The following is a 6,164-nucleotide window of genomic DNA, read 5'->3' as shown; positions in this document are numbered from 1 at the left end:
GGCGGCCCCCGCGGCCGCGCCGGCCGCTGCCGCCACCGCACAAACGCTGCGCCCGATCAGCACCCCGGCGCCGCGCTATCCGCCCGAAGCGCTGCGCTCGGGCACCGCAGGCGAAGTGCTGGTGGAGATCACCGTCGGCACCGACGGCGCGGTCACCAATGCCCGCGTGCTGCGCTCCACGCCGCCGCGGGTGTTCGACCGCGAGGCGTTGAACGCCACCAAGCGCTGGCGCTTCGAACCGGTCGGCGCGCCGGTGACCACCCGCCGCACGCTGGCGTTCAATCCCGGCGGCTGAGCCCATCAATGACACCTGCGTGCCCGGCAGCGGCCGGGCGCGCAGAGAACGCTCAGGCGCAACACCGCGCCGACCGCAACACTTAGACCAGCGCGATCAGGACGTCGGTGTCATGCCAGCACTACTGCGCGCGGAGACGCCGAAGCGCCCCTTGCGCCAGGCCATCCAGGTCGCGACCGCCCCCACCACCGTGCACACCAGCAAGCCGGGCAGCGAGGCCTCCGGACCGAACGCGCCACCGCTCAACCATTCCGGCACCCCGGCCTGCGCCGTGCTGCGCGCGATCGCCGGCCCCATGTCGGTCCCCGATACCGCCGCGCCGAACAGATAACCCTGGGTGAAGTTCCAGGCCGCATGCACGCCGATGGAGACCCAGAGCCGGCCGCTGAGCACATAGAACGCGCCCAGCATGATGCCCGCCTCCACCGCGATGCACAACGCGGCGAACACGCTCGCGTTCGGATTGCCGAGGTGGGCCAGGCCGAACAGCAGCGCCGACAGTGCGAACGCCAACCATGGCCCGAACGCGCGCCACAGCAGCCGCAACAGGATCGCGCGCAACATCAGCTCTTCCACCACGCCGGCCTGCAACGCCTTCCCGAGCGGCGCCCACAGCGGCGCCGGCCCGGTCCAGCGGATCGTGTAGACGCCGAACGCCGCCATGATCGCCATCACCGCCGCGAACATGGCCGCCCCCAACAGCAGCCCCACGCCCAACTGCAAGGGCGCGGCGCGCCAGGCGAGTTCCGCCGGCCAGCGCCGCTCGCCCAGGCGCACCGCGATTGCGTAGAACACGGCGGCCGTCAGCGCCGTCGCATACGACGCGAGCCGATCCGCGCCCGGCGGAAGCAGCCTGGCGCACAGCAGCGGCACCGCCGTCGCCACGACGATCATCAGCGCCAGCAACGCGATCGCCCAGAGCAGCGCCCGCAGCCAGCGCACCCTTCCCGGCTGCAGGATGCGCGCCTCGCCCAGCACCAGCAGGCGCCTGGCGCCGGCCGCCGTCGTTGCTGGGACATCGTGTGGATCTGGAGACATGCGAAGGCTCACTGCAAGGAAGCATCGGCAGGACGGACAACGCCGCTGCGCGCAGCGAGTGTGCATCACGATCGCGTTTCCTGCGCGGCCCCACGACGACGGGCGTGCAGCGCGCGGACCCGGCCCGCGCGCTGCCTCCTGCTCAGCTGGAGATCGCCAACTGTTCCTGCCGGTAGCGGCGCACCGCCGCCAGCCACAGCACCGCGGCCAGGCCGAATCCGGTGAGCAGGTATACCGTCCAGATCTGCGGATCGATCGTTTCGCGGCGGATGATCTTCATCAGCATCTGGTTCTGCGCCAGGAACGGCACCGCGAACTGCCACAGCGTGGTCTTGAGCGGATACACCATCAACGCATAGCCCGGCAGCATCGGCAGCAGCATCAGCCAGGTCATGTGGCTCTGCGCTTCCTTCATGCTCTTGGCCGCGGCCGCCAGATAGGTCAGCAGCGAGGTGCCGATGAACAGCATCGGCAGCAGCACGAACAGCATCTGCAGCATCGCCACGAAGCTGACGTTGAGCTGGCGGCCGATGCCGCTGGCCACCTGCGCGCTGAGCTTGAACGCGAGCAGGGTCAGCAGCAGCGACACCAGGCCGACCACGCAGGCGGCGGTGATCTTGCCGCTGACGATGGCGCTGCGCGAGGCCGGCGTGGCCAGCAGCGGCTCCAGCGATTGCCGCTCGCGTTCGCCGGCGGTGGCGTCGAGGATCAGGTACGCGCCGCCGATGAACGAGGTGATGGTCAGCAGCACCGGCAACAGCATCGCCAGCAACGCGCCACGCTTGGCCTCGGGCGTGGCCAGGTCCTGCAGTGCCACATCCAGCGGCCGCGACACCTGCGAATCGATGCCGCGCGCCAGCAGGCGCAAGGCACCGACCTGCTGGCCGTACATGCCCAGCGCGGCCTGCACCCGCTGGGTCGGGATGTCGGCATCGCGGCGGGTGCTGTCCTTGATGATCTCCACCAGCGCCGGGCGCCCTTCGTGCCAGGCGTTGGCGTAGTCCTCGTCGATCTTCAGCGCAAGATCCACGTCCTGGCTGCGGATCGCCCCGGTCAGGTCCTTCGGCGGCGCGACCGCGTTCAAGCCCTGCGCGGCGAGGAAGGCCACCAGGTTCGGCGCACGTTCGCGGCCGATCACCGGAATGTCCAGCGGCTTGTCGATCTGGGTGCGCACGCGGCTCTCGGCCAGCGCGCCCATGCCCAGGATCAGCGCCGGGTACAGCAGCGGGCCCAGCAGCAGCGCCAGCGCCAGGGTGCGGCGATCGCGCGAGAGGTCGCGCAATTCCTTGCGCATCACGGTGAATACAGTACGGAGCAGGCTCATGCGTGCAGTCCCTCGTCGCTGCCGATCGCCTTGACGAAGGCGTCTTCCAGATTGGGTTCGCCGGTGAGGGCGCGCAGTTCATCGGCGGTACCGGCGGCCACCACCGTGCCCTTGGCGATGATGACGATGCGATCGCACAGCGCCGCCACCTCCTGCATGATGTGGCTGGAGAAGATCACGCAACGCCCTTCCTCGCGCAGCTCGCGCAGGAAGCCGCGCAATGCGCGCGTGGTCATCACGTCCAGGCCGTTGGTGGGTTCGTCCAGGATCACGTTGCGCGGGTCGTGGACCAGCGCGCGGGCGATCGCGGTCTTGGTGCGCTGGCCCTGGCTGAAGCCTTCGGTCTGGCGGTCGAGGATGTCGTCCATGTCCAGCGCCTTCGACAGCAACCGGGTGCGCTCGGCGATGCGTGCCGCCGACAGCCCGTGCAGTTCGCCGAAGTAGGCGATGTTCTCGCGCGCGGTCAACCGCTTGTACACCCCACGCGCATCCGGCAGCACGCCCAGCGCGCGCCGCACCGCCATTGGATCCTGACCCACGTCGACGCCGTCCACGCGCACCTGGCCCTGGTCCGGCGCCATCAGCGTGTACAGCATGCGCAAGGTGGTGGTCTTGCCGGCGCCATTGGGACCGAGCAGGCCGGTGATCTGGCCGTCGGCAGCCTGGAAGCTGACCCCTTGCACCGCCTGCACGGTGCCGGCACGGGTCTTGAATGCCTTGTGCAGATTGTCGGCGACGATCATGCCTGCCCCTCCCTGTCGAACGCTGCGCAGCTCATGGTTCCCATCCGTTGAATGAAGTGAAGGCCGGCACGCCGCTCATCGCGTCCAGGCAGGTGGCATCGAGGTGCTTGGCATCGGCGGTCTCGAAGAACTGGCCGAGCAGCTTGGGCATGCAACCCAGGGTCATGGTGCCGTGGCCCTGGCCGCGCACCACCAGGTGGCGGCCGTTGGGCAGGCCCTTGAGTACGCGCTCGGCATAGCGTGGCGGGGTCACCGGATCCAGCTGGCCGGAGGTCAGCAGCACCGGCAAGGTCGAGGTGAACGGCGCGGTGAAGTCGGCCGGCCGGGTGCCGGTGGGCCACACCGGGCAGGCCGCGAAGAACATCTGCGCCACTTCCGGACCGAGCAGCGTGTCGTGCGTCTGCGGGGCGCGATAGCGGTCGGCGTCCTCGGCGCAGATCACCGACCACTGCATGCCGCGATTCATCTGCCCGTCCAGTTGCCCGCCCATCATCTTTGCCAGCGACATCAGCGGCCCGTAGCGGCCGTTGGCCGCTTCGTCCAGCACCAGCGGCAGCAGCGACGCGGTCTGCGGCGCGTAGGAGAACGAGAACGCCAGGCTGGTGACGGTGTCGGCGGTGACCCGGTCGTGGCGGCTCTGGCCGCTGGCCGGATCGCGGTAGTCCACCTCCACCGGCGCCTGCCGCAGCCGCTCCACCACCGCGCGCAACTGCGTGCGGGTATCGGTGGGAAAGCGCTTGGCGCAAGCCGGATCGGCCTTGCACTGCTCGGCCTGCAGGGCGATCGCATCCTCGAAGGTAGTGGCGAACTCGCCGCCGACCACCAGGTCGTTCGGCGCCACGCCATCGATAACCACGCTGCGCACGTGCGGCGCGTAGCGCCGCGCGTACTGCTGGGCGACGCGGGTGCCGTAGGAGCCGCCGATCAGGTTGATCTTGTCCACGCCCAGCGCGGCGCGCACCGCATCCAGATCGCCGATCGCCTGGGTGGTGGTGTAGTAGCGCGGATCGGCGCGGCCCTGCAGCGACTGCGCGCAGCGGCGGGCGTAGTCGACCAGTTCGGCGGCGGTGGGCGCGCGCGCCGGATCGGCCAGCGGCATCTCCTTGCCGTCCGGTCCCAGGCAGCTCAGCGGATTGGACTGGCCGGTGCCGCGCTGGTCGATCAGGAACACGTCGCGGCGCTTGCGGGTCTCGCGCAGCGCCATGTCGACGATGCTGGCGACCTGGGTAGCGGCCTGGCCGGGACCGCCGGCGAGGAAGAACACCGGATCCGGGTCGCTGCCGCCCTCGCCGGTGACCGGCAGCCAGGCGATGTTGAGTTCGATCTTGCGGCCGTTCGGCGCCGCCGGATTCTCCGCCACCGCCATCCGCGTGCACTGCGCCGCGACATTATTGGACGCCACCGGATTGGTCAGCGTGCACGGATGGAAGCGCAGCGCGCCGTAGCTGCGTTCGGACGTCTGCGGCGTCGGTGCCTGGGCCGCCTGGCAGGCGGCGAGCAACAGGGTGGCCGCCGCGATGGCGAACGGCCGGGAGGGGTGTCGCATGGTTCGCATCCTTGAGTTCATGGCTTGCAGAATGCCATGCCGGAACATGGCGTCGTCGGTGCCCGATGGGGCATGGAACGGAGTGCGCGCTTACTCGCCCTCATCGAACAGGAACACCTGCTCGATGCTGTGCGCGAACAGCCGCGCGATACGGAACGCCAGCGGCAGGCTCGGATCGTACTTGCCGGTCTCCAGCGCATTGATGGTCTGTCGCGACACGCCCAGCCGCTCGCCCAGTTCGCCCTGCGACCAGCCGTGCGCCTCGCGCAGTTCGCGGATCCGGCTGTTCATTGGTAGCGGCGCGCGTTCGCGACCTTGACCACCCCATAGGTCATGCACAGCGCGGGAAACACCCACAGCATCGCGCTCGAGGCCGGCACCGCGATGACCTGCGCCGCCTGCAGGAAGCCGGCGGCCATGTAGACGCCACAGGTCAGCCCGGCGGCGATGGCGATGGACTCCAGCTCGATGCGCCGCTGCAGTTCGTCGGAGTCGCGCACGAAACGCGCCACCGCGCGGATCACCAGCGCCAACGTCAAAGCCGGCAGCAGTGCGACCACCACGCGCAGCCAGTGCGCGTCGACGCTGTCGAGCAGGCGCTTCCAGAACAGCATCACCACCACGTAGGCGCCCATCGGCGGGAAGAACTCGCGGTAGTAGCGCCGCGCCAGCGCCCGCGGCGCGCTGTCGGCCAGGCTGCCCCGCGACCACCACAGCAGCAGCGCCATGAACAGGCCGCCGATGCCGACGCCCATGCACACCCCGCGCAGATAGTCGCTGCCGCCGAGCGGCAGCCAGGCCCCGGCCGCCAGCAGCGCCAGACTCACGCACAGCACCACGATCGCGTTGCGCCTGCAGTTGCCCATCATCTGTCCCCGATACTCAGCCGATCCCCGATCCGGCACCCTCGCGGCTGCCGCGTATGCCGTGCCGACCTTTCCCCTGTCAAGCACGCTTGACAGGAGAATGCGCGCAGCGGGAACGCCTGTCAAGCGTCCTTTACAGACAGAATGGAGGCACCGCCGGGCTAGCCGGCTTCCGGTGTCGGACGACACTCATCCCCTTCGGGGTGTCTTCTCCCCAGAGAGAAGAGAGACGTCACAGCCCCTCTCCTGCCGGGAGAGGGGCTGGGGTGAGGGTAAGGGCGCGAAGCTCCACGCTGACCCATGCATGCGAGGCTGCGACCGTACCCTCATCCGCCCCTTCGGGGCACCTTCT

The 6,164-nt window shown here is 69.6% G+C and carries 7 protein-coding genes; 1 reads left to right on the top strand and 6 read right to left on the bottom strand.

Going from position 1 to position 6,164, the window contains the following annotated elements; translation table 11 throughout:
• Positions 1-295 (top strand): energy transducer TonB (locus D180_RS06165; RefSeq protein ID WP_043090556.1); only part of this gene is annotated, 295 nt, incomplete at its 5' end.
• A 96-nt stretch (positions 296-391) separates the two neighbouring features.
• Here D180_RS06165 and D180_RS06160 read toward each other — a convergent pair.
• The 6 genes from D180_RS06160 to D180_RS06135 form a co-directional block, all read right to left on the bottom strand.
• Positions 392-1,273, bottom strand: coding sequence for a CPBP family intramembrane glutamic endopeptidase (locus D180_RS06160; protein WP_232760352.1), 882 nt, complete (start codon positions 1,271-1,273; stop codon positions 392-394).
• Between the two features lie 202 nt (positions 1,274-1,475).
• The gene (locus D180_RS06155) at positions 1,476-2,657 is read right to left on the bottom strand and encodes an ABC transporter permease (RefSeq protein WP_017912099.1); all 1,182 of its coding nucleotides are present in this window, start codon (positions 2,655-2,657) and stop codon (positions 1,476-1,478) included.
• Positions 2,654-3,400, bottom strand: a complete 747-nt coding sequence (locus D180_RS06150; RefSeq protein WP_017912098.1) for an ATP-binding cassette domain-containing protein — start codon at positions 3,398-3,400, stop codon at positions 2,654-2,656. The genes D180_RS06155 and D180_RS06150 overlap by 4 nt, the downstream gene beginning before the upstream one ends.
• 31 nt (positions 3,401-3,431) lie before the next feature.
• Entirely contained in the window at positions 3,432-4,946 is a 1,515-nt protein-coding gene (locus tag D180_RS06145) for an alpha/beta fold hydrolase (protein ID WP_017912097.1), read from the bottom strand.
• Between the two features lie 90 nt (positions 4,947-5,036).
• Positions 5,037-5,237, bottom strand: a complete 201-nt coding sequence (locus tag D180_RS06140; RefSeq protein WP_017908434.1) for a helix-turn-helix transcriptional regulator — start codon at positions 5,235-5,237, stop codon at positions 5,037-5,039.
• The gene (locus D180_RS06135) at positions 5,234-5,812 is read right to left on the bottom strand and encodes a hypothetical protein (RefSeq protein ID WP_026144274.1); all 579 of its coding nucleotides are present in this window, start codon (positions 5,810-5,812) and stop codon (positions 5,234-5,236) included. The genes D180_RS06140 and D180_RS06135 overlap by 4 nt, the downstream gene beginning before the upstream one ends.
• Positions 5,813-6,164: the final 352 nt, after the last annotated feature.

It is taken from the genome of Xanthomonas sp. SHU 166 (genome assembly GCF_000364685.1).
GTDB classification, from domain to species: Bacteria; Pseudomonadota; Gammaproteobacteria; order Xanthomonadales; family Xanthomonadaceae; genus Xanthomonas_A; species Xanthomonas_A sontii.
Note: the sequence above shows the minus strand (reverse complement) of the source record. Positions and strands in the feature narration are given on the sequence as shown.

What these genes read in the sequence shown, in the direction of transcription:
- D180_RS06150 (WP_017912098.1), bottom strand. Translation starts at nt 3,400, where the DNA reads ATGATCGTCGCCGACAATCTGCACAAGGCATTCAAGACCCGTGCCGGC.
- D180_RS06135 (WP_026144274.1), bottom strand. Translation starts at nt 5,812, where the DNA reads ATGGGCAACTGCAGGCGCAACGCGATCGTGGTGCTGTGCGTGAGTCTG.
- D180_RS06155 (WP_017912099.1), bottom strand. Translation starts at nt 2,657, where the DNA reads ATGAGCCTGCTCCGTACTGTATTCACCGTGATGCGCAAGGAATTGCGC.
- D180_RS06145 (WP_017912097.1), bottom strand. Translation starts at nt 4,946, where the DNA reads ATGCGACACCCCTCCCGGCCGTTCGCCATCGCGGCGGCCACCCTGTTG.
- D180_RS06140 (WP_017908434.1), bottom strand. Translation starts at nt 5,237, where the DNA reads ATGAACAGCCGGATCCGCGAACTGCGCGAGGCGCACGGCTGGTCGCAG.